Origin of the sequence: Nocardia pseudovaccinii (genome assembly GCF_050942345.1) — a bacterium.
Taxonomy (GTDB): Bacteria; Actinomycetota; Actinomycetes; order Mycobacteriales; family Mycobacteriaceae; genus Nocardia; species Nocardia pseudovaccinii.
In genome coordinates this window covers 4,088,617-4,115,380 of the sequence record NZ_CP192074.1, presented here as the reverse complement: position 1 = coordinate 4,115,380, position 26,764 = coordinate 4,088,617, and the positions used below count along the sequence as shown (strand labels likewise).

Below are 26,764 nucleotides of genomic sequence, written 5' to 3'. Positions count from 1 at the left end.
TGTTCACCCCTGAATCGACGATAAGCGGGCTCGCTCAGGCCGTACGGGTGATTCGTCGATCATTGGGCGAGGTGACGACAGCCCGACGACCTGGCTGGAAACCGTCACAACCCGGCAGATCTGCCAGCCGATAGAGCCCCGGGGACCGGCCTTCGGCGAGAAGTCGGGCGAGCCGTTCCTGTGCCGAGCCGGCCAATTCGGGAATCCGTGCGGTCTCCCCGGAGGCCACCACCGCGGTCAGCGGTACCTCGGCGGCCTCGCTGACCAACTCGAGCACCTCTGGAGTGAGCGCGAGCGGTGTCATGGCGGATACCTCGTCGATCGGCACCAGGACCGTGCCGCCCTCATCCGACAGCAGCGACAGCGCCCGGGAACCGAGCGGCATCGCCAGCGCCGCCTGGACTCGGCGCAACTTGCGGCGGGCCGCGGACGGCGCACCCAGACCGCGTCTTCGCTCTTCCGGATGCGCGGGAATCGCGAGGGCGACGACCTGATAGGACGCGGCGACGCTGATACCGGAGCGACCGGCCAGGCGTGCGACGCCGTGCCCGCTGAGCAGCGCCGATACCAGAGTCTGCGCGGCGGTCTGCTGTTCGCGGGCGACCTGGCGGTGTTCGTCCAGATAGGCCGTTGACGTCGCCGTCGTCACCATTTCCAGCACGCGCACGATCAATCCGGCCGCGGCCGCCACCTGATCGGCATCCCCATCCGCTGCCTGTTCGGCGAGGAATTCCAGCCCCACGCGCACACCGTCGTGATAGGCGTCCAGCACAGTTTCCAGCGCCACGCCCTCGCGGGCCCACCGCGCGGCCGATCCGGTGATCACCGCAGGCTGCCCAGGGACCGGAGCCAACTGCGGTTCCAGCACTTGCGCAGCCTCCGCCAGACAGGTGCGCGTGATAGTACCGAGATCTCCGTGCCGCGCGCGGCGGGCCTGAAAAGTCAAATGTTCGACCAGTTTCGATTCCAGGCTCTTGCTGCCCGAACCAGCCTGTTTGCCTGCCATGACTCCGAAAGGTTAGTTGAGTTCGGACCGAAATCGCATACCCGGTTCGGTAATTAGGAAAGTCATCACACCGTGGCGACCAGCTTGGGCGAAATCACAAGCAGCGAAGCGATTCTCGGTCCAATATTTCCGGTCATTCGGATGACCGGATATAGTCGGCGAGACCGGGTGCTCCACGGGGACACTGACGCGGGTGCGACACTTCGGTGCGACGGCTGTAACGCCCGGCGACGATCCACCGACGGCACCGAGGACGGCACACCCAGCGAACCGGTGCGCTGTCCCATGACTAAAGTTGAGTCCCTGTGCTGCGGGTCCTACACCCGATAGCATCGAGCGCCTTGTACCGTTCCGGTGGACCCGGACAGTACAGGCGACTAGTTCGAAGGATGGCATACCCCATATGAGCGGAACGCGAGAAAAGCTCGAGGAACTCCGGGACATCCTGGAACTCGCCGAGGAACCCGCTGGCGAGACCGGCATCGCGAAACGCAAGAACAAGGGCATACCGAGTGCGCGCGAGCGCGTGCGCATGCTGCTGGACCAGGGCTCCTTCGTGGAAATGGGGGCGTTGGTGCGACAGCCGGGCAGCACCGACGGCATGTACGGCGACGGTGTGGTGACCGGCCGTGGCTATATCGACGGCAGGCCGGTCGTCGTCATCGCCCACGACCAGACCGTGCACGGCGGTTCGGTCGGCGAGATGTTCGGCCGAAAGGTCGCCGCCGCAATGGAATTCGCGCAGGAGAAGGCCTGCCCGGTGGTGTCGATCAACGATTCCGGCGGCGCCCGCATCCAGGAGGCAGTGACCTCGCTGGCCTGGTACGCGCTGATGTGCCGACGCCAGGAGGATCTGTCCGGCTTCGTCCCGATGATCGCGGTCATGCTCGGCAAATGTGCGGCCGGTTCGGTATATGGCCCGGTCAATATGGATGTGCTGGTCGCGACCGAGAAGTCGTACATGTTCGTCACCGGTCCGGAGGTGATCAAGAGCGTGACGGGCGAGGTGGTCAGCGCCGATGATCTCGGTGGCGCCGCTGCCCTGCAGGCCAATGGGACGGTGCACCATGTCGCCGCCGACGAGCAGGCCGCCTTCGACTGGGTCCGCAGCTATCTGAGCTACCTGCCGTCGAGCTGCCTCGAACAAGCTCCGGTGGTGAATCCGGGACTGGAACCCGAAACCACGGCACACGACCTCGAGCTGAACTCGATCATTCCGGATTCCGACCGGTCCGGTTACGACATGCACGAGGTGCTGCTGCGCATCTTCGACGACGGCGATTTCCACGAGATCAGCGCTGGTACCGCCCAGAACCTGATCACCGGATTCGCCAGGGTCGACGGTCGCAGTGTAGGCGTGGTCGCCAATCAACCACAGGTACTCGGCGGTGCGCTGGACGGACTGTGCTCGGATAAGGCGGCATACTTCATCCGGCTGTGCGACGCATTCGGCCTGCCGCTGATCTTCGTCGTCGACACCCCGGGTGTGCTGCCCGGTCTCGAAGAGGAACGCAACGGCGTCATCAAGCGCGGCGGGCGGTTCTTCCGCGCGGTCATCGAGGCCACGGTGCCGATCGTCTCGATCGTGACACGCAAGGCCTACGGCGGCGGCTACGCGGTGATGGGCTGCAAACCGCTGGGCGCGGATCTGGCGCTGGCCTGGCCGACGGCACAGATCGCGGTCATGGGCGCCGAGAGCATGGTCGGCATCATCGGCCGCAGGCAGTTGGAGGCGACCCCGCCCGACCAGCGCGCCACCGTGCGCCAGCAGATGATCGACTTCTACAACGCCACCGTCGCCACTCCGTGGACCGCGGCCGAACGCGGCTACATCGATGCCGTCGTCGAACCGTCGCAGACCCGGCTGGAGATCCGCAGGGCGCTGCGCCTGCTGCGTGAGAAGGGCGCGGTCAGGAAGCACAACCCGCGCAAGCACAGCCTCTTCCCGGTCTAGTCGTCGGCCCGTTTGTGTTGTGTCACAGCACAAACGGGTATCGGTCGTGTGATGTCAGATGTTCGTTCGCTCACCACGCGGCCCGATACCGCTGTGCCCTAACGTCATCCGTGCCCGACCCGTGTTCGCCGCACGACGGCCGGGTACGCGGCGCGCCCACCGAGAGTGTCCCTACCCACTCCGTGTGGGCGCGCCGCACTTGAAAACTAGGTCTGATCCGGACGCGTCCCGTGGTTGCCCCACATGCGTTCCACCGTGGCCCATTCGGTCTCCCACAACCGGGCCCTGCGCCGATCGAGTCCGCGGCGCAGCAGTGCGTAACCACAGCCGAAGCAGACCGCGATCCCGAAGACCATGCCGGCGGTGATCAGCAATGCCTTGCTCAGTGCCCGGGTGTCCGACGGCGGCTCGGTGACCTTGCCCGAGCCGTCGAGCCAAATCTTCACCGTGGCACCGACTTTCATCACTCCGGTGGCCTGGTAGTCGCTGGTATGCGTGACACCGTCGGCGTCGCGCCATTGCACCCGGGCCGGGGTGATGGGCGCGTAGAGCGGCGCTTTGCCGACCTCGAGCACGGTCGCGTCGACCTGGTGTAACTGCGCCGCTTCGACCCGCGCGATGCGGTCTTCGGTCTGGTAGATCCGGCCGCCGACCGCCATCGACAGCAGCGGAGCGATGATCAGGAACAACAGCGTGAGCACCGCGGCGACCACCAGTTGCAGGCGATCCTCGCGCCGGCGCATCGGATTTCGATCCAGACCGACCCGGCGGCAGGTGCGGCGGACAACGCTGGGTGACCCGGTTGCTGCGGTCATGACGATGACACCTCGCTCTGGAATTCAGCTGTCAGCCCGTTAAGGGTGTCGAAGAATGTGTCGATGAGATCGGGGAGTCCGTCGGTGTCCGAGCCCGCGCCCCAGACCTGTAGTGCGGCGATGAGCAGTCCGGTCCCGGCCGCGACGGCCGCCTCCGGACGCCGGTCCACCGCGGGATCGACATCGAGTCTGGCGGCGATGATCCGCACGGATTCGCGCTGCCCGTCGAGTCGGATGCGCTGATAGCCCGCGGCCAGTGTCGGTTCCGCCTCGAAGAGCTGGAACAGCGCCCAGCGCCGCGCGAGGCGCGCCGCCTTCGCACCGGTGTGTTCGGTGGCCAGCCAGTCGTGCAAGGCATTGCGGTAGGCGACCAGCGGCGACTCGCCCACCGGGCGGCGGCACAGCGCCTCGTTGAACAGGTGCACGTCCTGGTCGATTTCACCGAGTACGGCGTCCTCGATGGAGGAGAAGTGACGACTGAACGTCCGCCGGGTGACCCCGGCGCGCTCCGCGATGTCCTCGACGGCCACCGAACCCAACCCGCGCTCGTTGAGCAGGTCGAATGCGGCGCGCGACATTGCCGCGCGACTGCGGAGCGTGCGCAGCCGACGGCCGTCGAGGTCGACCTCGTCGTCGGTACCCATATCCGCAGTCTACGCCCTATTGTCCCACCGGGACATTAGTTCGGTGTGATTCGTATCAGGGCTTGCGCGCCAGCGCGGTGACGATGAGCTGCTCCCAGACGGTGAGCTCGCGCCCGGAGCCGCCGACCGACGCCGCATCACCGGCGGCCATGTCCGGTCGCCACTGCGCCGACGGGACGATATCGGGTTCGAGGACTTCGAGGTCGCCGAAGAGGTCGCGAATCTCCTCGGTATCGCGCCAGCGGCCGCGGCCGAAGGTGGCCTGCAGCTTCTGTTCGGCCGCGGTGGTCTCCGGATTGTGCCCGGATCGGAAGTGCGTGATCAATACGTGACTGCCGGAAGGAATCTGGTCGCTCCAGAACCGCACCACGGCGGCCGGATCCTCGTCGTCGTTGAAGTGGTGCAGGATCGAACTGAAGATGACGCCGACGGGCTGGTCGAAATCGATCAGCCGCGCGACATCCGGATGATCGCGGATCGATTTGGGATCGCGAGCGTCGGCCTGGATCACCGTGGTGTTCTTATCGGTAGCCAGCAGCGCGCGACCGTGCGCGAGCACGATCGGATCATTGTCGACGTAGACCACCCGGGTGTCGGCGGTGTGCCGTTTCGCGACCTGATGCACATTGTCGGCGGTCGGCAGACCGCTGCCGAAGTCGATGAACTGCCGCATCCCCGCGCGGGCCATATCGCGCACCCCGCGGATCAGCGCCTGCCTGCTGGTGAAGGCGATCGCCACCGAACCGGGCAGGTTCAGCTTGAAGTGATCACCGATCTCCTGGTCGACCAGGTAGTTGTCCTTACCGCCGAGCAGATAGTCATAGACCCTGGCGATACTCGGTTTGCTCTGATCGATCTCCCGATCGAGCCGGGTTGAGGGCGCAGTGTCATCGGTCATTGTCAACACCTTCGTCCACGGGACCTGTGCGGTTCCTATCGTATGAGACCCGGCATCACACCGTACGCACTTGACGAACCCGGCATGACAGCGCACCACGCCGAGTTCGATTGGCCCGCTTATCGTTTTCGGCGCATCACCGCGAATCGCCGGACGCCGCAGGGTGATCGAGCGTCTCCGGGTGCCGTTCGCACAGGGCGCGCAGCAATCCGGGGGTGTACTCGGGCGGCGCGGCATGCACCGACAGTTGATTGGCCACCGCGCGATACGCGTCGAGGTCGGCGGTCTTGTCCAGGTACAGCGCACTGGTGAGTTGCTGCAGATAGACGATGTCGGGGAGATCGGCTTCGGCGAAGCGCAACATGGTGAACGCACCGTCGGCCAACGCCGGACCGCCGACATGATCGGGCAGCACCTGCACGGTGATATGCGGCTCCTCGGCTATGCGCAGCAAATATTCGAGCTGGGCCCGCCATACCGTCGACCCGCCGATCGGTCGGCGCAGCGCGGCCTCCTCGACGATCAGCCACAGCTGCGGCGGATGCGGGCGACGGAAGATCTCTTGACGGCGCAACCGCAGCGCGACCCGCCGTGCGATCCCCTCCGCCGATTCGGCCGGATGCGCCATGGCCAGCAATGCCCGCGCATAGTCCGCGGTCTGCAGCAGTTCCGGCACCGCCCTCGGCTCATAGCCGCGGATCAGCTTGGCGGCCTGCTCTAGTCCGAGATAAGTGTCGAACCACTTCGGCAACCAATCGCTGTCGCGATGCCACCAGCCCGAGGCATTGGCCTGGCGTGCGAGCTCCCTGAACTCCTCGCGCTCATCCGGGTCGGTGACCCCGTAGAGCGTGAGCAGATCGAGTAGATCGCGTTCCCGGAAACCGGTGCGCCCCAATTCGAGTCGGCTGATCTTGGAATGCGAACCGCGGATCGCCTCGCCCGCATCTTCGCGGGAGATGTCACAGGTCTCGCGCAACCGTCGCATCCGGCTGCCGAGCATCATCCGCAGCACGGTCGGTCCACCGTCGGCGGCAGGGTTCTTGCCGGAAAATGAATGTCGCACTTCCGAAGCACGCATTCGATGAGTCTGCCATGAAGTAGCCGCGACTCTCTAGAACCAAAATGCCCTATTTCCACAAGTATTCGTACATCTGCAAGGACATTCCCCAATATCTTCGGTTCAGCGCAGCAGCACCTCCGCACTGGCCCGGCCGAACAGCTTGCGTCCGTCGGAGGTCGCGGTGAGCGCGATGGTCGCCGCACGGCGATCCGGATCCAATGCCTTGACCCGCCCGCGGAATTCGATCTCGCACTGCCGGGTCGCCGAGACCGGGGCGAATCCGGCGAACCGCACACCGTATTCGGTGATCGCGGCCGGATCGCCGAGCCAGTCGGTGAGATAACTCGCGCCGAGACCCATGGTCAGCAGACCGTGCGAGACCACACCGGGCAGCCCCGCGGCGACCGCGACATGCTCGCTGAAGTGGATCGGATTCGAATCACCCGATACCCCAGCGTAATTCACCAGATCACCGCGCGAGAGCGGTACGGCGCGGGCGGGCAGTTCGGTACCGACCCGGACCTCGTCGAACTCGATGCCGCACGGCACCCGCACCGGTGGCTCGTCCACACCCCCCTCGGGCAACATCTCGTCGAAGCATTCGACGACACCGCCGTCCAACGCATGCTCCGGTCGCCGGGTCGCGCCCTGCCGTTGGCTCAGCGCCTCGCCGCTCATGATGACGCCGTCGACCGCAGTGAGCAGTTCGGTGGCGACGTCGGCGCCGGTGTGGGCCACCACGGTGGTGTGCGCGGTCTGCAGCAATTCCTTGTACTGGTTGGTGAGCAGACTCCGGATGACCATGAAGTCCATGTCGCCGAACTGCCGGAACGATTCGACACAGGTGTCGCAGCGCAGTTGATCACCGGCGACGAGCGGCCGGTGCGCCCGGATACTCTGCTCGGTGTGCAGCACCTGGCTGATGTCGTAGCCGGTCAGCACCGAATCGAACATCTTGCGCTGGAGCAGCAGCCAGATGACCGAGGAGAAGGTGGGTGGTGCGATGAGTCCGTCGTAGCCGAGCTCCCATGCCGCCTCCTCGTAATAGTGCGCGGGATGGACGCCGCGAACCGCACGGGCGAATTCGCGGATCTTCTCCCGCCCGACCTCATAATGGTCGGACATCCGATAGTGGCGCCCCACCATCGCGCTAGCTTGTTCAGATCCACTCAAAACCGTCACGTGTCATAAATCGCACCCAGGGTGCCGGTTGCAACACTAATAGCTGACCGCCATAAATCTCTCAACATTCATCGGGTGCCGGCACCCCCTGCAGGCGCTGATCCAGCCAGATCATCGCGTCCGGATAGCCGAGCCCGCCTGCGATGATGTGTTCACCGAGGACACTGCGATACACCGCCGAGACACCGAGGCCGCACTGCTCCTGGTAGAGGTTGCGCGCGCCCTCGGCCGGAATCCAGAATTCCTGCTCACCGTTGTAGATGTAGAGCGGTGTCGCGGACTTCATGCCCGTCATGCGCGTCACGTCGTAGATCTCGGTGGCGACTTCGGAGTGCAGCGGATCCGGAATCTTGGCGGCGATATCGATCGGCAGCATCAACAACCCGACCGCACCGAATACGCTGCCGCACAGGTCTTTCAGCGGTGACGTCGCCGCCCACTGCGCCAGGTTGTTCATACTGGCCAGGATCTCCGGACGCTCCCGGCCGACGCCGAAGGTCGCGGCCAGGAAGACCCCCGAGGCGAGGTTGCCGTTCATGCTGCGCCCGAGGATTTCGTAGTCGGCGGGTACACCGCCGAGCGCGGCACCGACGATCGATCCGGCCAATTCCGGGGCGTAGCTGTCGATCAGCTTCACCGCCCCCTTGGTGGCGATGGCACCGCCGGAGTATCCGGTCATACCGAATCGGCTGTCGCCGAATTCGTCGGGGCGCAGTCCACGCACCGCGCGGATGGCATCGAGCACGGCATGTCCGGCGACGTAGGGCTCCGCGTAGGCCATCCACGGTCCCTCATGATCCGGAATCAGCACCGCGTATCCGCGCAGTGCGGCCAATTGGGTTGTCGGCGGCAGGAAGTCGGTGATGCTGGTATTGCGTGACCACCCGTGCGAGAAGGTGTAGCCGGGGGTGCAGTCCCGGCCCAGCGCATCGATCGGAAGGTTGTTCACCACAACCGGTCGGCTGCCCGGACCGGGCCATGCGGTGGCCGGAATGATCAATGTCGCGGTGGCATACGAGGCGGCGTCGCGCGAATCGGTGGTGCGGTATTTCAGCAGCAGCACCTGCCGAATGGGTACCAACACCAGCGGCGCGGCCGTCGCGCTGACATCGCGCACCTCCACGAGCTCGCCGGGCGCGTAATCGCTGAGATTCGCAGGCCACGCATCGAAGGCCGGATCACCGATGGCGCTCGGCGCCGAAGCCTGGCGCAGGGCGGCCAGCGCCGGGGACAGGGTGGTTGCCTCCTGCATGGGACCGGAGAAATGCGGCTCGACAGCGATCGGTGGCGGCGGGATGACGCTATCGATCCACTGCTGCAGATCCGGCAGTATCGAACCGCCATCGGCCGGAATCGGCAACGCGGGCAGGCCGGGAACCGCGGGCGGCGGTTCGGCCGACGCCTCCCCCATCGCGACCGGACACACGAGCAACAGCACGAAAACGATGACACGCAGGCACTTCATTGGCACACGCCCCAGGGTGCGACGTCGGGTTTCCCTGGCGCCCGGGTTTTTTGGTGCCTTCGACCCTCGAAATGCCCCTGAGTGCCGAGGCCAGAAAGTCAGGCTAACCGAGGGAACTCGCACGGATACCCCGCCGTGCCCGAGTTGTGTGTGTCACGTCGCCGAATCGCAACAATCCGAGCCGAATCCGCTTGTCCAGCAACACGGATCCGGCTCCGGTCACCGAATTCTCAACAGTTGCTGGGCGCTACCTCCCCTCGGAATCGCGCGTCCAGCCAATTCAGCGCCGCCGGAATGCCCAGGACCGCGGCGGTGAGATGGTCGGGTACCGGGATCTGCTCGGACTGCACCCGCGCCCCGGCCGCGCACCAGCGCTTATCGGTATTCACCACCGCATCGACGGGAATGAGTCCGTCGATCGGCGAATGCCATTCGAAGATCGGCGTTTTCGGCACGCCGTCGTAGAGTTCGAGGCTGTTCTCCTCGACCACCGCGCGTGCGGTGGCATCGTTGATCATCGAGGTCGACTTCGCGAAGTCCAGTGCCCCGCGCCCCGCGCCCGCGGCGAGAATGTCATTGGTGCAGCTATTGGCGATCGCGGTCCGTGCGGCTAGGCCGCGCTCGTTGAGTTGGTCGCTGAGCGGGAAGCGGTCGGGATACTCCCGCTCCAGGCCGAGTCCGGCCGCCAGGGCGAGCCCGAAGACCGGATGCGAGTTGAGGCCGAGGGTCTCCAGCATGGTCACCAGATTCATCGGCACACCGCCCATCGCGGCCCCGGCGATCTCCACGTCCGGCGCGTACTTCGGCGCCAGCGCGGCCGCCCATGCGGTAGCCATGCCGCCGCCGGAGTATCCGATCATCGAGACCGGGCTCTTGCGCACCTGCAATTCGGCGACCTGCTTCACCGCCCGGATGCCGTCGAGGGTGATCATGCCGCCCAATTTGGCCGCGCCGTAGGCGAAATTCGGACCGAGGTGGTCCGGCAGCGCGACACTCCAGCCGCGCGAGAGCAGCACATTCCAGCCCGGCGCCTCCCGGACGATGAGGTTCGGATCGCCGGTGTAGAGCACCCGCGATACCGAGCACTCGGCGCCGAGGCCATTGATGATGTGCTGATAGGAGAGCAAGGGGCCGTCGGGAGCGTGCGCCCTCGGAGTGAGCACCGTGGTGGTCGCCGCGATCGGCTGACCTTCGGAGCTGGTGGAACGGAAGCGCACGACGGTGACGGTGGTATCCGGGAAGATCGCCAGCGGGGGCATCACCCGCGTCGCGATCACATCACCGGGTTTCCTATCCGCCAGATCGGGCGGGGTCGCGTAAAAGGGGTCGGGATCAGGGGCGGGATACAGAGGTGTGGTGTGGGCGGCGCCTGCCGCCGCCGTCAGCACCATCAGCAGACCGATCGTCATGGCCAGCGACTGTTTGCCGGTCGCTCGAATCACGGCGCCGACTGCACGAATCGGTCTACGCAGGGCCTGTCTCATCGACGTATTGCCTCCGGGAGAGAGTTTGGTCCAACGTTGGGAACATAGTCGACGGTGATTGTCGCGAAGGCAAAGGGCAAGCGAAATGTTTTGAGAAATCACAACTCTCGGGCGCTCGAACCGTGGTCGGCGGTCCGGCGCCTTCGTGACTGTCTCCGATCGCGAGGTGTCGTGTCTGTGACATGTCCAGCTCATCGGCCGGACCATGTTCCGCGCCATGGTGGGCGACTTACCGTCACAACTGTCGACGCGGCAAGTCGGGTCGGAAGGAGACGGTGGCATGGACGGCACTGTGAAATCTGGAACGGATTCCCCCGAGCGAAACTCGGTGTATCCGATGGATATCCAGGATCCACCGACGCGCAGGGTCACCGTCTACTTCGACGGTCCGACCGCCGAGGACGCACTCGTGCTCGAGTACGCCGCTACCCGGACCGAGGCCTGGGAATTCACTTCGGCCGCGCTCAACGCCGGGCTCACCGTGACGGTGGACAGCAAGGTGCGACCGGGACTGCGCCGACTGCCGTGCCGCTCGCTGTGGCACTGACCGTGGCCGCGGCTTCGCTGCCGTAAACCGTCACTGCGGTAAAACACTGGGCGGCCACATCCCGGTATGGCTGTTGCGCCGCCGCACGATGACTACCCTCGGATGGTGGACATCATGCGGGAGGATCGACGTTGACCCAGCGGAATACCGAATGGGCACGATGGGGTGCGGTGCTGCTGTGCTGCGGCGCGCTGGTCCCGGCCGTCGCGGCGTGCGGCTCCGACGAGACACCGTCGGCCATAGCCACGACCACGACGACACCCACCGCCGCGGCCGCATCCACCACTGCCCTTGCCGCGCTGCCGAGCGTCGATCCCTACGCCGGTATGCCGCTCATCGACCACACCAGCTGGACCGAGGGCGTCGACGGTGCTCGCCTGAAGGTCTACCCCACCGAGGCCGGGCGGCGCGAAGCCTTCCCCGATACCGAGGAACGGGCGTGGCAGGAGGTGCTCACGTACTCCCCCGACGCCGATACGCCCGGTATGCGCGACCAGTTCGTCTGTCACTGGGTCTGGGCCCGCATGGTGCAGCCCAACAAGGAGAGCTGGAATCTGGAACCCTGGCGTCCGGCCGTGGGCTATCAGGCCACCGTCCAGGCATCGTGTAATCCCGGAGGACCCGAACGCTGACCATTTCGGGCGATCCGCAAGCAATCGCTACGGCCTGAAAGGACCCCTATATGCGCGTCGTCATCGCAGGCGGACACGGGAAGATCGCGCTACTGCTCGGCGAAATACTCAGCGAGCGCGGCGACGAGGTCGAGAGCCTGATCCGCAATGCCGACCATGCGGGCGAGGTCGCGGCCACCGGCGCACGACCGGTCGTCTTCGATCTCGAGCACAGTACGGTGGCCGAGCTCGCCGCCGTCGTGAAGGGCTCCGATGCGGTGATTTTCGCCGCGGGCGCCGGTGCGGGCAGCGGGGCGGCTCGCAAGTACACGGTGGACAAGGGCGGTTCGGTGCTGTTGTCCGATGCCGCCGAGGCGGCCGGTGTCCGGCGGTTCGTGCAGATCTCCACGATGGGCGCGGGTAAGCCGCCCGCCCCAGGCACCGATGAGGTCTGGGCCGCCTATATCGACGCCAAGACCCAGGCCGAGGACGATCTGCGCGCCCGCGATCTCGATTGGACGATCCTGCGCCCCGGCCGGCTGCTCGATACCGCCGCGACCGACCGGGTCTTGCTGAGCACGCCGCCACTGCCCTTCGGCAGCATCGCGCGGGCCGACGTCGCCGCCGTCCTCGCCGAAATTCTGCACGCGTCACAGACCACGCACACCACTTTGGAGCTCGTCGCAGGCGACATTTCGGTAACGCGCGCGGTCTCGGATATCGGTAGCCAGTCGGTCGCCGAAGGCGGTGCCACACTTACCGATTGATATTTTTCGCCGCTAGATTGGAGAACATAACCGTGTTCAGCCGTATCACTTCCCTGAAGCTGCGACCCGGATCCCGTGGCGAATTCCTCGATGTGGTCAGTCGCAGTGCCGCCGCATCGGTGCGCGAGGAACCCGGTTGCTTGCGATTCGATGTGTGCGCCGACCGGGTTGATCCGCACCGGTTTTTCCTCTACCAGGTCTATATCGACGAGGAGGCCGCCGAAGCGCACCGTTTCACCGAGCATTTCCTGGCCTGGCGCTGCGCGGCCGACCGATATGTGGAGCCGGGCACTCAGGTTCACTACAGCACCGATGTCGTGATCAATGCGAAATGATCGCGCCGAATTAGCCCCCGCATCCGCGCCGGTTCGCGGATGATTAGCAGGTGCGAAAACCCAACTGCGAAGGCACAATCGATCGTGCAGATGTGCTTGCAAATGAAAGGCACACCGACCTAAACTCAGTCCCGCAAGGCATTACAGGGGACAACCAGGGGAGGCCGCGTGGGTGAACCAAGGGCCGATGTCGCCAGGGGTTTGCTGCCGCCAGACGTCAGGGGCGTTCGAATGGACCAACCACTTCACGGCGGCCGGCTCGGAATCGCCGAAGCCGCACTGGCCGACCAGCCAGCGAACGGTATAACAACTATGAGCACACCGTCGACCCGAAGCGGACAGCGCAGTACCGCGTACTCGCGAGAAACCGCAGTCGCTTTCGTCATCGATGCCGTCGAGTCAACCGGTGCGGCCACTCGGCATGATTTCGATATCGACCGGATCGTCACCACCGCGCACGCGATGGCCGACGATTGGGACATCGAAACCCTACAACCGGCGACCTTCTGGCGCATCGCCTCCAGCTTCATCAAGCAGTGACCGGCAAGCACCGACCACTGCGTCCAATGATGTAGCAGCGCAACCGAATTGCGTTACGCCTCGGTCGGCGATGCCCACTGCGCCGTATAGGCCCGCAGTGCGACCTTGGCTTCGCGCAACAGATTCGGGTCGCCGTCGGGATCGGATCGGAACGCCTCCTGTAGGACGGCATCGCCCATGAGATGGGCAGCGCGGCAGGCGATATCGAGTCCTTCGATATCGGCGACGGCGCCCTGGGCAAGCATGACCTCCCGTAGCGTCACCGCCATCCGGCGTTTGTGCTCGCGATCGGCCGCCCGGGCGGCCTCGTTGAAATCCTTGCCGAACCACAGCGCACGGAAGCCGGGCTCGTCCCGGTAGACCTGGGCGAACGCGTCCACCAGCACGCCGATCGGATCGTCCCAGTGCTCGGCGCGCGCGAGCTCCAGCAGCAGGGCGGCCTTGGCCTCCAATTGCTCGATATACGCGGCGGCGAGGGTTTCGATGACGGCCTCGCGATCCGGAAGGTACTGGTACAGCGAGCCGACCGAAATCCGTGCCTCCGCAGCCACTCTGATCATGGTCAGCGCCTCGACGCCCTCCGTGGCGATCAGGCGGTCGGCCACCTCGAGCACCCGCGCCAACCGCTCCCGGCTGCGCGCCTGAATCGGCACGCGACGCAGGCCCGCCTCGGGTAGTGCACGGATGGGCAAGGATTACCTCCGAACGTAATGTGAATCATATTCAGGTTTGGGTAGAGTATCCGGATGACCACCATCGCACCAACCGAACGCGCTGAGGTAGCGACGGCCTGTCAGCGCCTGGCCGCACAGGGGCTGCTGATCGGCACCGCGGGCAATGTGAGCCTGCGTTGCGGTGACCTGATCGCCGTCACGGCCACCGGCGCGGTGCTGGCGGAGGTCATCGCCGACGATGTCACGGTGGTCGACCTGGCGGGTCAGGTGGTCGCGGGACGCTACGCGCCCACCTCCGAATTGGGTTTGCATCTCGATCTCTATCGCACCTATGCCACGCAGGCGGTGGTGCACACCCATGCGCCCAAGGCGACGGCCATCGCCTGTGTGCTCGACGAACTGCCGGTCATCCATTACCAGCAGCTGCTGCTCGGCGGTGCGACGAGGGTCGCCCCGTTCCATCCCTTCGGCACCGTCGAGCTCGCGGATTCGGTGCGAACGGCGTTGCGGGGCAAGCAGTCCGCGTTGCTGGCCAATCACGGCGCTGTCACCATCGGCGCATCGCTGGACCAGGCCGTCGAATCCGCGCTGCTGCTGGAATGGACCTGCGCGCTGTATCTGGACGCGATGACGATCGGCAGGCCGCGCGAACTCACCGAACAGCAGCAAGCCGCGGTCGTCGAGGTGGCACTGCGCACCGGATACGGCACCCGCAAACCGCTGGAGAAGGACACCGAATGAACGTAATCGCTTTGGGGGCACACGTTTTGGATATCCTCGTCCGCCCCGTCGCGACCATACCGGACGGGCAGCAGACCGCGCTGGTCGAGGACATCCGCATCACCGCGGCGGGTACGGCTGCGGGTACCGCGCTGACGCTGGCCAAACTCGGCGCGAGCGTGCGGACCGCGGGTGCGATCGGCGCGGACACCTCCGGCGATATCCTGCTCGGGCTGCTCGCCAAGGCCGGCATCGATACGAAACTGGTGGTGCGCAAGGAAGATCAGCCCACCTCGTCGTCGGTGCTGCCGGTCCGTCCCAATGGCGAGCGTCCCAGCCTGCATCTGTTGGGCGCCAACCCGTTCTACACCCTCGACGACGTCGATTGGGCCGCGATCGCCGCCGCCGACCATCTGCACCTCGGTGGTCCGGAACTGATCGGTGCGGCACATGCGGCGCGAATCCTGCGGCACGCCAAGGACAATGGTGTCAGCACCTCCGTCGATCTGATCGCGCCCGGCGCACTCGGTAGCCTCGACGCCATCGCCGAAGTCCTCCCGCATACCGACTACTTCCTCCCGAATGACGAACAGGTGCTCGGCTTCACCGGCACCACCGACCTGGTGGCCGGTTGCGAGGTGCTGAAGGACGCGGGCGCCTGCATCCTGGCGGTTACGCGGGGCGCCGACGGCACCCTGCTCGTCGGCCCCGACAACTATCAGGACATTCCCGCGTTCGCCGTCGACGTCGTCGACACCACCGGGTGCGGTGATGCCTTCTCCGCCGGTTTCATCCGTGCGATCGCACTGGGCCGGAATCTGCGTGCCGCCGCGATCTTCGGTAATGCGGTCGCCGCACTGGTCGCCCGCGGACTCGGCAGCGACCACGGCGATTTCGATCTCGCCGCGGTGGACGCGTTCGCAGCCGAAACACGCACTATCGACCCGGACAAACCGGGTCGATAGCGATATTCAGGCGTTCTTGGCGTATTCGGCGAGGATCTTCAGCGACTCGCCCGGGGCCTCGGCTTGCACACTCAGGCGGTCCATGACCGAGAGGTACAGCGCCAGATCCTGTTTCCGATCCAGGTACAGCGCACTGGTCAGATGTTCGAGATAGACGATGTCGGGCAGCTCGGTCTCGGCGAAACGCAAGATGCTGAACGAACTACCGGCAGCGGCGTGTTCGCCTGCCGAGTACGGCAGGACCTGCACCGTGACATTCGGGAGTTCCGCCAGCTCGATGAGGTGTTCCATCTGCTCGCGGTGCACCCGCGACCCACCGACCGGCCGATGCAGCGCGGCCTCGTCGATGATCGCCCAGATGATCGGCGGTTCGGCTCGGCGCAGCACCTCCTGCCGACGGATACGGACCTGCACGCGGCGGTCCATATCGGCGTCCTCGTACCCGAGTGACATTACGGCCCTGGCATATTCGGGCGTCTGCAGCAACCCGGGCACCAGGTGCGCCTCGTAGGTACGGATCTTGGTCGCGGCCTGCTCCAAGCCGAGATAGGTGCCGAACCAGGATGGCAGCAGATCGCTGTAGCGGTGCCACCAGCCTGGTTCGTTCGCCTGCCTGGCCAGATCCAGGAAACGCTCCCGCTCCTCGGCGTCGTTGACGCCGTAGAGGGTCAGCAGGTCGCGGATATCGCGTTCCTTGAATCCGGTGCGACCCAACTCGAGACGACTGATCTTGGCGTGTGAACCGCGGATGGCGTCACCTGCGGCCTCACGGGTGATGCCATTCTTCACCCGCAGGTCACGCAACTGCCCGCCCAGCGCGATCCGCAATACGGTCGGACCACGTTCCACTACAACCGATTGCACACGACCGTCGTCATCGGGTTCTGCGATCATCAAGTCATCTCCGATACTCGGGTTTGACCACAGTGTGTCACAAATACCACGTTTGAAAACACACCGCACCGATCGCCCATGTTACCGCTCAGCTAGTCAGGTCGTCGAACTCCCCGGCCTTCGCGCCGCGCACGAACGCGTCGATCTCCGGTCGAGTGTAGAACAGGATGCCACCTTCCGAGTCGCGTGAATTGCGAACGGCGATCGAACCATCCGACGCCTCGGCGACCTCGACGCAGTTACCGCCCGACGGACCGCTGAACGAGCTCTTGCGCCACGCGCCTTTGATCTTGGGTGTACCGGTGTCGAACATCTTCCCCACTCCTCGGCTGCTTCCAGTGTGAGATGTACGCTCGAGCGGCTTTGCAGATGTGCGCTCAAACGTTCTTGCATTTGCACCTACATCTGCAAGATAGCACGAAGCTCCCCTATGCGGCACAAAAGAATTCAGACCTGCCGGTCCCCTTCGTGACCCCTGTTCAACGCGTTACGCGAGCGCTGTACGCGGCTGCGCGCGACGCGCCCGAAATGCGTGATCGACTACTCGATCCCCCAGGTCGAGTCGATGCGAATCTTGTACTGTCACAGTGCACATCGGCCGTGCCAGCCAATCGCGACACCCGCCGCCTGAGCAGTCCGGTTCACCGTTTATCAGCTCGCCGAGGAGTCCACCCCCATGTCCGACGATCAAACCCCGCTCATCCGGACCGACATCCCGCATTCCGCGCGCATCTGGAACTACTGGATGGGCGGTAAGGATTATTACGAAATCGACCGTATCGCCGGTGATGCCGGCGTCGAGGTGGATCCGGACATCACCACCATGGCCGTGCAGTCGCGCCAGTTCCTCCTTCGCGCGGTGCGTTACCTGGCGGGCGAGGAGGGCATCCGCCAGTTCCTCGATATCGGCACCGGCCTGCCGACCATGCAGAACACCCACGAGGTCGCCCAGGGCGTCGCGCCCGACTCGAAGGTCGTCTATGTCGACAACGATCCACTGGTCCTCACCATGGCGCGGGCACTGCTCACCAGCACGACCCCCGAGGGCGTAACCACTTACGTCGATTGCGATTACCACGATCCGGAGCAGATCATCGCCGACGCCCGGAACGTGCTCAATTTCAATGAGCCGATCGGCGTGATGTTCATGGGCGTGCTCGGCCACGCCAAGTCCTACGACGAGTTGCTGCGTATCGTGCGCACGGTGCTCGCCGCGGTGCCGTCGGGCAGCTTCCTGGTCATGTGGGACGGCACCGACGACAGCAAGGAGTATGTGACGCTGTGTGAGAACTACACCGGCACCGGCGGCGTACCCTATATTCCCCGACCCCAGGCCGAAATCCGTGCCGTATTCGACGGTTTGGAACTGGTCGAGCCCGGATTCGTCTCGATCACCCAGTGGCGCACCGATGCCGCCGAGGTCGGCGAGATCCGGCCGATCTCCGCCTACGGCGCGGTCGCGCGCAAGCCCTGAAGCGCAAGCGGCACAACGGCGGTCATCGGCCACCCGGTCGACAACCGCCGTTCATATTTCTGTTGGTCGTTCGTGCAAATGTACTTGCATCTGTAAGTGCCGACGGCTTAAACTCGGAACCAGAATCGGGGAGGTACGCAGGGAGTTCGCGCCGGCGTCACCACATCCACCTCCCCATCCGCAGACGCGAGGGGCGGTCGAGATGAGTACGCCATTCCGAACTCCGCGCGGGGCCACGATCGCCGGCGGATCCGGGATCGACACCCTGCGGCAATGCCCGGCGCCGGAGTACGCGCCTCTCGATTGCGGTGTCGAACCGCGCGGCCTCACCTATCGGCAGGCCCGTGAGATCCTGCATCTGCACGAGGTGCACGGCCCGCAGTGCCGCCAGTGGCTTGCCGCCGCAGCCTACCTCTCTGCCGGACTCGACGACGAATAACGTTCGACCCCAACGGCTCCACCGACACGGCCCCAAATCGCTTCGCACGCAGCGATGTTCGTACGGATGTACTTGCATCTGTACGACACACCGCTCTAAACTCATGCGCGACAAGGGAGTTTCGCACTCGAGAGCCCGTGCCGCTGTCGCCACCGGGATCTCTCGGCGCCAGAGCCACAGGGGGCATTCGCATGAATCCACCACGCGCTGCCGGTCGACTCGGGATCGCCGATATCGCCGCGGCCTACGGCACCGAAGCATTGCAGCGGCGCATCGCCGAACTGCGCGCCAGCGGACAGCACTATGCCGCCATCGCGATCGAACGCGAAATCCGCAGCGGCGCAGTAGTAATCGATTCCGATCTGCGGAATCAGCAAGGCGCGGCCTAGATTCCTCCGCTGCCTCGCCCATGAACCGGGGTTGCGAGGCGCACAGAAGGTTCGGATGTTCCGCCGGGTCGAGCGCTTGCAGCGCAATGGAGACCGTACGCGGCGAGTACATCGTCGGCAGCTGATCGGGCATGTCCTGATGGCAGCCGTCGTGGAGGGTGACGTCGTGCACTGTCGCGTCCGGACGCGCGGCACGACGGCGCAGGCCGATCGCACGCAAACGCCGGCCCCGAGGCCAACGTTAAGTCGGCTGGTCATGGATTTTCGATAGCTCGCGCCGAGCGCTGGAGCTTCCCACCACGGCACATGGCCCGCATGTGGACAATGCACAACGTTGCCGCGCCGCAATAGATTTCGCGTAGTCTTCCCTGGTTCATAACCATTTCGTATAGTGATGCAACGATTCGGGCGCAGATCTATCACGTCCGATGTGGCACTGGAGCGACGCGTATGACTTTCTCCGCGCTGGATCTGTCCGTCGACCCGACGGACCCTGTCCTAGAGATCGGCGGCCAGCCCGCGTCGATTCCCCTACTCAATACCGACCGCGTCGCCTCGCGCATGGTCGGCTACTTCGCGACCTGTATGGCGCCGTGTCGCACGCTGCCCGGCGAGCAGCTACGCGGCGATGTCACCAAGCTGACCCGCAGCTGCCTGGCATTGGCCGCCGAAATGTTCGACAAGCGCACGGTTCCCGGCGAGGAACAGCTCGGCGAGGTCAGGGAGGCGGCGGCGCAATGGGCCCGCGAGGCGGTGCCGCTCGGCACCATCCTGCGCGCCTACCACGAGGGGCTGCGCATCGCGTTCGGGCTGGTGACCGCGCGCGCCAAGGCCGACGATATCGATGAATTGCTGGTCGCCACCGACCTCATGCTCGAACTCCTGGAGGCGATCACCGCGGCGGTTTCGGACGCCTACGTCGAGGAACAGCATCTCGTCGCGCGCGAACACCAGACCGCGACGCAGACGCTGGCTTCGGCGCTGCTGAGCGGTCGCGGCAGTTCCGCGCTCGCCCGCCAGGCCGGCATCCCGATCGCCGATTCGTACCAGGTGGTCGCGCTATCGATTCCCGAACATCCGGACGAGCGCGATCCACGCGTCGACAGCCATGTCGCCGCCCGCAGGAAACTGCGCCGCCTGCAATCGGAACTGGCCACCGCCTTCAAATCCCGGGTGCTCGCGCTGCTGAGCACCAAGGGCGGCACGCTACTGGTCCCGATCGAGGACGACGCACCGGTCCTGACCGCCGAAACACTGCGACTGCTTGCCGAATCCGCGGAGGTCGCGCTCACCGCGACGCTGGTCACCAGCGAGACCGATCAGATACCCGACGCCGCCGATCAGGCCCACGAACTACTCAATCTGGTGCGGGTCGGCGGACGCAATCCCGGCCTGTACCAGATGGCCGACCTGGCCGTGGAGTACCAGCTCACTCGGGGCGGCCCGGCCACTCGACGCATCGCGACCATCCTCGATCCGCTCGACGCCCATTCCGAACTGTTCGACACCATGCGCGCCTACCTGGGCAACGATATGAATCGCCAGCTCACAGCGCGCCAGCTCTATGTCCACCCGAATACCGTCGATTACCGCCTACGCCGCATCGCTCAGCTGACGTCGATCGATCTGGCCACCTCGGCAGGCATTTCACAGGCGGCCATCGCCCTGCTCGCGCGCGATCTGGACCGCAGCGTCGCCAGACGGCTGTAGATTGCAGCCTGATGCGGATTTGTGCTGGTCACGAGATCACAAAGGCGTCATCCTAGTAGTGCCGCGACCTCTGGATGGTGGATTATGCGAATAGCGGAGATCTTGCACAGGAAGGGCAGCGACGTGGCGACCGTCGCGCCCGAGACCACGGTACGGACCCTGCTCGGCACGCTCGCCGAGCACAATATCGGGGCGGTGGTGGTATCGCCGGACGGCAGCCGGATCGTCGGCATTGTCTCCGAGCGCGATGTGGTGCGCAGTCTGCACGCGCGCGGTGCCGCGCTGCTCGATACGCCCGTCGCGGAGATCATGACCGTCGATGTGCGCACCTGCGCACCCGACGATCTGGTCGACGGACTGCGCGGCACCATGACCGAGCACCGCGTCCGGCACCTGCCCGTGGTCCGTGACGGCCGCCTGATCGGCATCGTCAGCATCGGCGATGTGGTCAAGAGCGCGATCTCCGAACTGGCCACCGAACGTCAGCATCTGGTCGAGTACGTGCAGGGGCAGTACTGAACTGTCGCGGGTATCCACGACAGGACCCTTGGTAGCTGCGACTTGTCGAAAGACGTTGGCTACGAGAATCCTTCGAAGTCGTCACCGAAAGTGCGTATCGTTGGTGGCGTCCAGCGCGGTTCTCGGAGGGAGCGGCACCTTGCGGTCACCTGCGTCCGGGACGCACCTAGCCCGACCGGCCACCACCCGGTCCGCACCGCGGATTCCGCTGCCGTCGCCCCTCGCGACCGTGCGCGAACTCTTTCCGGCGCTGGCCGAATCCACCGAGATCTATCTGGACAGCGCGGCCACCACGCAGAAGCCGCTGCCGGTCATCGAGACCATCCACCGCTATCACACCTCGCGTACCGCCAACGCCGGTCGCGGAACCTACCCGTGGGCCACCGATCTCACCACGCGCTTGGCCCGGGTCCGGGATCGCATGGCGACCTTCATCGGCGCCGCATCGCCCACGGAGGTGGTCTTCACCGGCGGCGCGACCGCGGCGCTCAATGCCGTCGCATTGTCCTGGGGGCTGGCCGAACTCGATGACGGCGACGAAATCCTCTACAACCCAAGCGATCACGCCTCGAATGTGCATCCGTGGCACCATCTGCGCCAGGTGCTCGCGCGCTTCGGGCGGCGCATCGAACTGGTCCCCTACCGCGTGACCGAACTCGGCGAAGCCGATACCATCGACATCCTGGACAAGGTAGGGCCGCGCACCCGGCTGATCACCACCAGCCATCTGCACCACGTCTTCGGCGGACTCACCACGCTCGAGGAGTTGCGCGGCAAACTCGATCCCCGGATTCTGCTGTGCTTCGACTGCAGTCAGAGCGGTGGGCACATGCCGCTGGACGTGACCGAACTCGGCGCCGACTTCGCGATCTTCGCCGCGCACAAGATGTTCGGCGCACCCGGCACCGGAATCCTCTACTGCCACCGCAGAGTTCACGATCGGCTGCTGCCGTTCCTGCCCGGTGGCAATACCGGGGTCGACCTCACCGACGCCGGATTGACCTCGACCGGCATGCCGGAATTGCTCGAGGGCGGCACCCAGAACATTCCGGGCATCCTGGCTCTCGGTAGCGCGCTCGAGGTGCTGGAATCGCTGGATGTCGGTGTGATCGCCGCGCACAATCGCGAATTGACGCTGCGGCTCATCGACAATCTGCGGCCGGTGCCCGGGCTGGAATTCCTGCCCGGTCCGGCGCATGCGCCGTGCGCGATCGGCTACGGCATCGTGTCCTTCACGCTCGCAGGCATTTCCGCGACCGATCTCGGATTCGTATTGAGCGAGTTGGGTTTTCTGGTCCGCACCGGCTTACACTGCTCACCCCGAGCTGGCGACGACGCCACGGACTCGGTACGGGTCAGCACGCATATCTACAACACCGTCGAGGAGATCGACCGGTTCGCGACCTGCGTCAAGACGATTGCCGAGGAGGTCACATGAGAATGGACGACACCCCGCGCTATGACCGGCGGGCGGCGTCCCGGGTGCTGGCGGGCCTGGCCCAACCCGGATTGTTCACCACTGCGATCGCGGTCCCGTCGAGTCGACATATCGAATACACCTGCGCCGCACTGCGTCCCGAGCCCGACAGTCACCTCACCTATTCGCAGCGGTTGTACCTGCAGCAGTTCATGCGGCCGTGCCAGCCCGCGCAGGTCACCAGCGCGACGCACCGCATCGCCTGGACCGATAGCGACGGCGTCCCCAATACCGGGCACTTCCGCGCCGACGGCCTCGGCCCGCTGGTGCCCATCGCCATGCGCGAAACCGTGCTGGTTCTGTGGCACGCCCTGGCCTCGAATTCCGCACTGACACAACGGGTCGAGGACCTCGGCCCGCGCGAACACGCGGTGCTCGACGGCACCACGACCGATCACGATCCGATCGAAATCTTCCGCGTCGGCATCGAGGCCACCGGACGCGCACTGGCCCAGCACGCACTGCTGGCGCGGCAGACGCAATATCGCAGTGCGTCCGAATTCGCCAGGGGTATACACGATTCCGGTATCTTCTCGGCAGTCGCCACCCGCTGGTTCTGGGAACTGCAGGCCTCCACCTACCGGCGCGGCATGATCCCGGTGACGCTCGCCGCCCAACCGGATGGCACGGTGCGCTACACCGCCGACACGGTGGCGACACTGCGCGCGATGAAGGACGCCACCATCGAGGACGCGCACACGGTGATGCGGCGAGCGACCCGGGTCGAGGGACTGAGCGTCGAGGCGGCCATCGCGAGATACCACGACGATCTCGATCTCATCTCCCGCCAGTACGCGCTGCTGCCCGCCAATACCCGCCCCTCTTGCCTGGCCGCCATGCCCCATCACCTCGGCGGCGGGCACTACAACCTGTTGCCGCTGGTGGTGGACAAATTCGTCGAGATCTTCGACCAGCTCGCCGAGCGGATCCGGATCACCGAGGTCAGTGCGGAGCTGGACGAACTGACCGCCGACGCGTCTGCCAGCGCCGAGGATCGGATCTTCTATGTGCCGGATATGAGCTGTCAGCACTGTGTCCGCACGATCACCGGAGTGCTGGAGACGATAGGCATCAAGGTGATCGAGATCGATCTGCCCAGTAAACGGGTGGTCGCCGAATTCCGCAGTCCGCGCAATCGGGCCCGCGCCTTCGAGTCGATCCGCGACGGCGGCTACAACCCGGTGGCCGAGAAACCGGCGCGAACCGCATTGGCGTCCCCGCGGTCCCAGCCCACGGAAACCGCCGTATGACGGCACCGCTACCGGCGCTACCCGCGAAGATCCATCCGCTGGTGCGCGCATATCTCGATACCCGCGATGCCGTCGAGGAGACGCTGATTCGCTTCGGATCCCCAAGCCACCTGGTGTTCCCGCAGGTCTACACGGAGAACCTGAAGCGGTTGCGCGCCGTACTCGACAGCAGGGGCGCGCGCTACCGAATCTGCTACGCGCACAAGGTGAATCAATCCCGCGCCTTGGTGCGGACCGCAGAACATGCCGGTATCGCCATCGATGTCGCATCTGCGCAGGAGCTGGCCAGTGCCATCGGGGCCGGATTCGGCCCGATGCGGATCGAGGTGACCGGGCCGAAAGGTGAAGCGTTCCTGCGTGATCTGATCGACTGCGGCGTCACCATCAATGTCGACAATTTGTGGGAGCTGCGGCGGATCACCGAATTGGCCGGTGACCGCGCGAGAGTTCCGGTCCTGCTGCGGGTTTCCGGTTTCGACGAGACGGCAGTGAGCCGGTTCGGTGTGCCGCTGGCCCACATGGATCAAGCCCTGGATCTACTGTCGGCCAATCGTCGGCGAATCGCGTTCCTCGGCTTCGCTTTTCATATCGACTCCGGTGACGCCGCGGAACGCATCCGGGCCATCGACGCTTGCCTCGAGCTGGTCGAGCGCGCCTACGACCGCGGACTCGGCCCGTCGGTGCTGAATATCGGCGGCGGCTTCCGACAGGTGTTCACCGCCGATGCGGACCGCTTCGACGGGTATGTGCGGGCGCTGCGCGAATCGCTGCTCGGTCGTGGCGAATCGATGAGCTGGTCGAACAACACGTTCGGCTATCACGTGGATGACGGTGCGGTGCACGGGATTCCGATCTTCCACAAGTACGCGAACACGGTGCCCGCGACGGCGATGTTGAACGATCTACTCGGCGCGCCGCTGGAGCGGCACGGTGGCCGCACCGTGGCCCAGGTGGCCGGGGACAATATGCTCGATATCTGGTTGGAGCCGGGTAAGGCGCTGGTCGATCATGCGGGGGTGACAGTGTCACGGGTGGAGTTCGTCAAGGAACTCGCAGATGGCACGGTGCTGGTGAATCTCGATCTGAGCCGGGATCAGGTGACCCCAGCGGATCAGGAGGTCATGGTCGATCCGGTTATCCTGCCGAGTGTCGCGCATATGCCGAGCAGCGCTCCTGTCCGCAACACCATCCCTGGCGATGGCGTGACGCCGCTGCGCAGCGCCGCCGACACCATGCCGACCTTGCGTCCGGTGGTCGAATCCGGGCCGGTCGGTGTGTATTTCGCCGGACGCCTGTGCCTGGAGCGCGACCTGATCACCAATCACAAGGTGTGGCTGCCCGAGTGCCCACGCCAGGGCGATCTGGTGGTGTTCCCGAATACCGGCGCCTATCACATGGACCTGTCGGCGGCCTCGGCGTCGATGCACGCATTGCCCGCGAAACTCGCTGTCGTGCACCGCGCGGGCAGTTTTCAGGTCTATCGCGATACCGATTACGAACCGCTCATACCCGTCGGTCTACCGCCACCGCGCCGCACTCCCCCGCGCGGCCCCCGTCGTCCGCTACCGCGCCGACCCTCCGGAGCGCCGTAATGCGCTACGACCACATCACCGAGCTGATCGGCAGTACGCCGCTGCTGCGGCTGGATCCGGCCGTGCACGGCCTGGCCAATGTCGAGCTGTACGCGAAACTGGAGTCGCACAATCCCTTCGGCTCGGTCAAGGACCGGGTGGCCTGGGGCATGATCCGCGACGATCTCGACGAGATCCGCGCGAGCGCGCAGACACTCATCGAGGCATCGAGCGGCAATACCGCCAAGGCGCTGCGCATTCTCGGCGCGATACACGGCATCGGCCTGCGCGCGGTGACCAATCGGATCAAGGTCGCCGAGGTGCGAGAGCTGCTGCAGCTGTTCGGCACCGAGATCGTGGAGTTGCCCGGGCTGTCCGAATGTCCGGATCCGACCACACCGAACGATGTGTATTCGGTGATCGAGGCGACTATGGCCAAGGAGCCGGGGGCCTACTATCATGCCTCGCAATACACCAATGAGAAGAATATCGAGGCGCATCACCACGGCACCGGCCGCGAGATCCATGAGGATCTGGCCGCCGACGACATCACCCGCGTCGACTATCTGATCGGTGGGCTCGGCACCACCGGCTCCACCCGTGGGACCGCAACCTATCTGCGCAAGCACAACCCCGAATTGCGTTGTATCGCCGTGGTCTCCGATCGGTCGGACTTCATACCCGGTATCCGCTCGGAGAGCGAGATGTGGGATGTGGGGCTGTTCCAACCCGATTTCTACGACCGCATCGTCACTGTCGATTCCACCCGCGCGGTGGACGCCACACTCGCACTGGCCACCGGGTACGGCATCCTGGCCGGTCCGACCAGCGGCGCGAGCTATGCCGCTGCCCTGGAAACCCTTGGTGAGCAGGCACTTTCATCGCAAGAACCCGTTGTCGCCGTCTTTATCGTCTGTGATCGGCTCGAGCCGTACCTGTCCTATATCAAGAAGCGCAGACCGGGACTGTTCGACCGCGCAGATCGCCGCCGCGCACCCACCCCGGCCGAACTCGCGGCGACACCTGCCGTGTCTCCGCAGGAATTGGCCGAACTGGACCATACAGCCCGGCCCACCATCGTGGACACCCGCGGCGCGATGGCCTATCGCATCGGCCATGTGCCGGGCGCGATCAATATCCGCGACGACCAACTAGACGAGATGTTCACCCACGGCATTCCGTTCTCCCGATCGCGCCCGCTGATCTTCGTCTGTCCGGTCGGCGAACTATCGCTGCGCTTCGCCGCCATCGCCCGCCAGGACGGCTTCGACGCCAGCAGCCTCAGCGGCGGGATCGTCGCCTGGCGTGATGCCGGATTCGCACTCGAACGCGGCGGCTGATCCTCGATCGGTGTGGCCCAGCCCTGAGCCGGTC

28 protein-coding genes are annotated in these 26,764 nt (G+C 65.3%); 17 read left to right on the top strand and 11 right to left on the bottom strand.

The window, feature by feature from the left end; all coding sequences use genetic code 11:
• Positions 1–34: 34 nt before the first annotated feature.
• The gene (locus ACQPZ2_RS18610) at positions 35–1,006 is read right to left on the bottom strand and encodes a transcriptional regulator (protein ID WP_433526682.1); all 972 of its coding nucleotides are present in this window, start codon (positions 1,004–1,006) and stop codon (positions 35–37) included.
• A 403-nt stretch (positions 1,007–1,409) separates the two neighbouring features.
• Between ACQPZ2_RS18610 and ACQPZ2_RS18605 the strand changes: the two genes are divergently transcribed.
• On the top strand, positions 1,410–2,960 hold the full coding sequence (locus ACQPZ2_RS18605; protein WP_433526681.1) for an acyl-CoA carboxylase subunit beta: 1,551 nt from the start codon (positions 1,410–1,412) through the stop codon (positions 2,958–2,960).
• 206 nt (positions 2,961–3,166) lie between these two features.
• Here the strand turns inward: ACQPZ2_RS18605 and ACQPZ2_RS18600 are convergent, their stop codons facing one another.
• From ACQPZ2_RS18600 to ACQPZ2_RS18570, 7 genes are all read right to left on the bottom strand, one after another.
• A complete protein-coding gene (locus ACQPZ2_RS18600) occupies positions 3,167–3,775 on the bottom strand; it encodes an Rv1733c family protein (RefSeq protein WP_433526680.1) in 609 nt (202 codons plus the stop codon).
• Positions 3,772–4,419, bottom strand: a complete 648-nt coding sequence (locus ACQPZ2_RS18595) for a TetR/AcrR family transcriptional regulator (RefSeq protein WP_433526679.1) — start codon at positions 4,417–4,419, stop codon at positions 3,772–3,774. Before ACQPZ2_RS18595 ends, ACQPZ2_RS18600 begins: the two co-directional genes overlap by 4 nt.
• A 55-nt stretch (positions 4,420–4,474) precedes the next feature.
• Positions 4,475–5,317, bottom strand: a complete 843-nt coding sequence (locus ACQPZ2_RS18590; RefSeq protein ID WP_433526678.1) for an SAM-dependent methyltransferase — start codon at positions 5,315–5,317, stop codon at positions 4,475–4,477.
• A gap of 136 nt (positions 5,318–5,453) precedes the next feature.
• Positions 5,454–6,395: a helix-turn-helix domain-containing protein gene (locus ACQPZ2_RS18585; RefSeq protein ID WP_433526677.1), complete on the bottom strand. Its 942-nt coding sequence runs from the start codon at positions 6,393–6,395 to the stop codon at positions 5,454–5,456.
• Between the two features lie 102 nt (positions 6,396–6,497).
• On the bottom strand, positions 6,498–7,523 hold the full coding sequence (locus ACQPZ2_RS18580; protein ID WP_433526676.1) for a fused (3R)-hydroxyacyl-ACP dehydratase subunits HadA/HadB: 1,026 nt from the start codon (positions 7,521–7,523) through the stop codon (positions 6,498–6,500).
• 97 nt (positions 7,524–7,620) lie between these two features.
• Positions 7,621–9,024, bottom strand: coding sequence for a lipase family protein (locus ACQPZ2_RS18575; RefSeq protein WP_433527464.1), 1,404 nt, complete (start codon positions 9,022–9,024; stop codon positions 7,621–7,623).
• Between the two features lie 230 nt (positions 9,025–9,254).
• The gene (locus ACQPZ2_RS18570; RefSeq protein ID WP_433527463.1) at positions 9,255–10,433 is read right to left on the bottom strand and encodes a lipase family protein; all 1,179 of its coding nucleotides are present in this window, start codon (positions 10,431–10,433) and stop codon (positions 9,255–9,257) included.
• 355 nt (positions 10,434–10,788) lie between these two features.
• On the opposite strand from ACQPZ2_RS18570, the gene ACQPZ2_RS18565 reads away from it, so the two are divergent.
• From ACQPZ2_RS18565 to ACQPZ2_RS18545, 5 genes are all read left to right on the top strand, one after another.
• A complete protein-coding gene (locus ACQPZ2_RS18565) occupies positions 10,789–11,055 on the top strand; it encodes a hypothetical protein (protein ID WP_433526675.1) in 267 nt (88 codons plus the stop codon).
• A gap of 131 nt (positions 11,056–11,186) precedes the next feature.
• On the top strand, positions 11,187–11,687 hold the full coding sequence (locus tag ACQPZ2_RS18560) for a DUF2599 domain-containing protein (protein ID WP_433526674.1): 501 nt from the start codon (positions 11,187–11,189) through the stop codon (positions 11,685–11,687).
• A gap of 50 nt (positions 11,688–11,737) precedes the next feature.
• Positions 11,738–12,433, top strand: a complete 696-nt coding sequence (locus tag ACQPZ2_RS18555; protein WP_433526673.1) for an SDR family oxidoreductase — start codon at positions 11,738–11,740, stop codon at positions 12,431–12,433.
• Positions 12,434–12,465: 32 nt separating this feature from the next.
• A complete protein-coding gene (locus ACQPZ2_RS18550) occupies positions 12,466–12,768 on the top strand; it encodes a putative quinol monooxygenase (protein WP_040700936.1) in 303 nt (100 codons plus the stop codon).
• Positions 12,769–13,080: 312 nt separating this feature from the next.
• Positions 13,081–13,308 carry a hypothetical protein gene (locus tag ACQPZ2_RS18545; RefSeq protein ID WP_063040265.1) on the top strand — a complete coding sequence of 76 codons (228 nt, stop codon included), beginning with the start codon at positions 13,081–13,083 and terminating at the stop codon, positions 13,306–13,308.
• Positions 13,309–13,361: 53 nt separating this feature from the next.
• On the opposite strand, the gene ACQPZ2_RS18540 is transcribed toward ACQPZ2_RS18545, so the two are convergent.
• Positions 13,362–14,000, bottom strand: a complete 639-nt coding sequence (locus ACQPZ2_RS18540) for a TetR family transcriptional regulator (RefSeq protein ID WP_433526672.1) — start codon at positions 13,998–14,000, stop codon at positions 13,362–13,364.
• A gap of 54 nt (positions 14,001–14,054) precedes the next feature.
• Between ACQPZ2_RS18540 and ACQPZ2_RS18535 the strand changes: the two genes are divergently transcribed.
• Both ACQPZ2_RS18535 and ACQPZ2_RS18530 read left to right on the top strand, forming a co-directional pair.
• Positions 14,055–14,723, top strand: a complete 669-nt coding sequence (locus ACQPZ2_RS18535; protein WP_433526671.1) for a class II aldolase/adducin family protein — start codon at positions 14,055–14,057, stop codon at positions 14,721–14,723.
• Entirely contained in the window at positions 14,720–15,667 is a 948-nt protein-coding gene (locus ACQPZ2_RS18530; protein ID WP_433526670.1) for a carbohydrate kinase family protein, read from the top strand. Before ACQPZ2_RS18535 ends, ACQPZ2_RS18530 begins: the two co-directional genes overlap by 4 nt.
• Before the next feature lie 6 nt (positions 15,668–15,673).
• Here the strand turns inward: ACQPZ2_RS18530 and ACQPZ2_RS18525 are convergent, their stop codons facing one another.
• Both ACQPZ2_RS18525 and ACQPZ2_RS18520 read right to left on the bottom strand, forming a co-directional pair.
• Positions 15,674–16,561 carry a helix-turn-helix domain-containing protein gene (locus ACQPZ2_RS18525; RefSeq protein WP_063040232.1) on the bottom strand — a complete coding sequence of 296 codons (888 nt, stop codon included), beginning with the start codon at positions 16,559–16,561 and terminating at the stop codon, positions 15,674–15,676.
• An 88-nt stretch (positions 16,562–16,649) separates the two neighbouring features.
• Entirely contained in the window at positions 16,650–16,874 is a 225-nt protein-coding gene (locus tag ACQPZ2_RS18520; RefSeq protein ID WP_433526669.1) for a DUF397 domain-containing protein, read from the bottom strand.
• A 363-nt stretch (positions 16,875–17,237) separates the two neighbouring features.
• Between ACQPZ2_RS18520 and ACQPZ2_RS18515 the strand changes: the two genes are divergently transcribed.
• From ACQPZ2_RS18515 to ACQPZ2_RS18475, 9 genes are all read left to right on the top strand, one after another.
• On the top strand, positions 17,238–18,035 hold the full coding sequence (locus ACQPZ2_RS18515) for an SAM-dependent methyltransferase (protein ID WP_433526668.1): 798 nt from the start codon (positions 17,238–17,240) through the stop codon (positions 18,033–18,035).
• 202 nt (positions 18,036–18,237) lie between these two features.
• Positions 18,238–18,474, top strand: a complete 237-nt coding sequence (locus tag ACQPZ2_RS18510) for a hypothetical protein (RefSeq protein WP_433526667.1) — start codon at positions 18,238–18,240, stop codon at positions 18,472–18,474.
• 191 nt (positions 18,475–18,665) lie between these two features.
• Positions 18,666–18,863: a hypothetical protein gene (locus tag ACQPZ2_RS18505; RefSeq protein WP_433526666.1), complete on the top strand. Its 198-nt coding sequence runs from the start codon at positions 18,666–18,668 to the stop codon at positions 18,861–18,863.
• Between the two features lie 450 nt (positions 18,864–19,313).
• Positions 19,314–20,573, top strand: a complete 1,260-nt coding sequence (locus ACQPZ2_RS18500; protein ID WP_433526665.1) for a PucR family transcriptional regulator — start codon at positions 19,314–19,316, stop codon at positions 20,571–20,573.
• A gap of 84 nt (positions 20,574–20,657) precedes the next feature.
• The gene (locus ACQPZ2_RS18495) at positions 20,658–21,092 is read left to right on the top strand and encodes a CBS domain-containing protein (protein ID WP_063040240.1); all 435 of its coding nucleotides are present in this window, start codon (positions 20,658–20,660) and stop codon (positions 21,090–21,092) included.
• A 139-nt stretch (positions 21,093–21,231) separates the two neighbouring features.
• Complete coding sequence (locus ACQPZ2_RS18490; protein WP_433526664.1) at positions 21,232–22,530, top strand: aminotransferase class V-fold PLP-dependent enzyme; 1,299 nt, start codon at positions 21,232–21,234, stop codon at positions 22,528–22,530.
• Entirely contained in the window at positions 22,527–23,819 is a 1,293-nt protein-coding gene (locus tag ACQPZ2_RS18485) for a heavy-metal-associated domain-containing protein (RefSeq protein ID WP_433526663.1), read from the top strand. Before ACQPZ2_RS18490 ends, ACQPZ2_RS18485 begins: the two co-directional genes overlap by 4 nt.
• A complete protein-coding gene (locus ACQPZ2_RS18480; protein ID WP_433526662.1) occupies positions 23,816–25,411 on the top strand; it encodes a decarboxylase in 1,596 nt (531 codons plus the stop codon). Before ACQPZ2_RS18485 ends, ACQPZ2_RS18480 begins: the two co-directional genes overlap by 4 nt.
• Positions 25,411–26,730 carry a pyridoxal-phosphate dependent enzyme gene (locus ACQPZ2_RS18475; protein WP_433526661.1) on the top strand — a complete coding sequence of 440 codons (1,320 nt, stop codon included), beginning with the start codon at positions 25,411–25,413 and terminating at the stop codon, positions 26,728–26,730. The genes ACQPZ2_RS18480 and ACQPZ2_RS18475 overlap by 1 nt, the downstream gene beginning before the upstream one ends.
• Positions 26,731–26,764 lie beyond the last annotated feature (34 nt).